Genomic DNA, 1,457 nt, shown 5'->3' on the forward strand with positions numbered 1-1,457 from the left:
CCAGATGGGGTGGACGGCCTCCCTGCGGCATCGATGTGCCATAATGGAGGTTCACTGACCATCAGAAGGAGACCGCCCGGATGAAAGCTAGCATAGTCGGCCTTGATATTGCCAAATCTGTTTTTCAGGCTCATGGAACTGATGCGAATGGAAAGAGCATTTTCAAATGCAAGCTTGGTCGCAGTGAAGTTTCGGCATTTTTTGCAAAGCTTGCCCCCTGTGAAGTTGTGCTGGAAGCCTGCGGGTCAGCGCATTACTGGGCACGGGTGATCAGCAGGATTGGTCATGATGTCAAACTGGTTCCTCCTGATCGGGTCAAACCATTTGTCAAAAAAGGCAAGAAAAATGACGCTGTTGATGCGGCTGCAATCTGCATGGCGGCAACTCATCCTGATACGATGTTTGTTCCGATCAAGAGCGAAGAGCAGCAAGGTGTGTTGTCGCTGCATTCCACCCGTGCTCTTCTGGTCAAACAGCAGACCATGTTGAGTAATGCGTTACGGGCTCTTGCTTCCGAGTTCGGGCTGATTGCCCCTCTGGGCACACGCCGGCTGCCAGTGCTGATGGCAAAAATAGAGGCATCAGCAGACCTGCCTGCTGCCATGAAGCAGAGTGCCATGTTGTTATTTGAGCATTACGAAAAAGTCGCTCAGAGCATTGATGCTTTGGAAGGGCAGATCCGGGCTCGTGCAAAAAACGATGATGATGCGCGTCGGCTGATGACCATTCCCGGGGTAGGTCCCATAACGGCTTCCATGATTGTCGCCTCGGTCGCGGATATTGGCTCCTTCGCCTCTGCGCGCCATTTTGCCGCATGGCTTGGGCTTGTGCCTCGTCAGCATTCTACAGGTGGTAAAACCCGTCTGGGAAGGATTACCAAAGCGGGCAACCGGCAGATAAGAACATTGCTGGTTCTTGGCGCCACGGCCATGCTTCATCGTGCCCAGAAGTGGGAGAGCGCTGCGGGTCAGTGGTTATGCGAACTCATGGCGCGTCGTCCAAGGCGTCTGGCAACAGTCGCACTTGCCAATAAAATGGCTCGTATCATCTGGGTCCTGTTGTCACGCAAAGAGATCTATCGTCCGATTGGGCACAGTGTTGCCGCAGCCTGATCTGCACCAGCAGGACGATGGACACTGGGGCTTGCTCCGGTAGATCCGGCAGTATGTATATGAACCGACGTGATGGGAAGACTGTCATTCAGAGACACAGTTCAGGCCATACCGTTCGACCGTCTGTGCCCTTGAGCACGCGATACCAGATTGGTGCCTGACACGTGAGCGCACACCCATGATGGCCAGCGCATAAAGTCGCACAAACAGGCCGGACATAAGAGCGCATCTGACCGGGTCTTCACGTTAAATCGGTATTTGTCATCCAGCCGATAGAATAATCCGTTTTGGAAATTACATCGAAAGAACATTATGAAGTATTGCGCTTAAACGGCCGTCCACATA

Annotated in this window: 1 protein-coding gene; it reads left to right on the plus strand. The window is 53.1% G+C overall.

Annotated features, from left to right (window positions below):
* Positions 1-80 precede the first annotated feature (80 nt).
* A complete protein-coding gene (locus tag FKW19_RS15200) occupies positions 81-1,112 on the plus strand; it encodes an IS110 family transposase (protein ID WP_089179446.1) in 1,032 nt (343 codons plus the stop codon).
* Positions 1,113-1,457 lie beyond the last annotated feature (345 nt).

Origin of the sequence: Acetobacter sp. DmW_125128 (assembly GCF_008704325.1) — a bacterium.
Taxonomy (GTDB): domain Bacteria; phylum Pseudomonadota; class Alphaproteobacteria; order Acetobacterales; family Acetobacteraceae; genus Acetobacter; species Acetobacter oryzifermentans.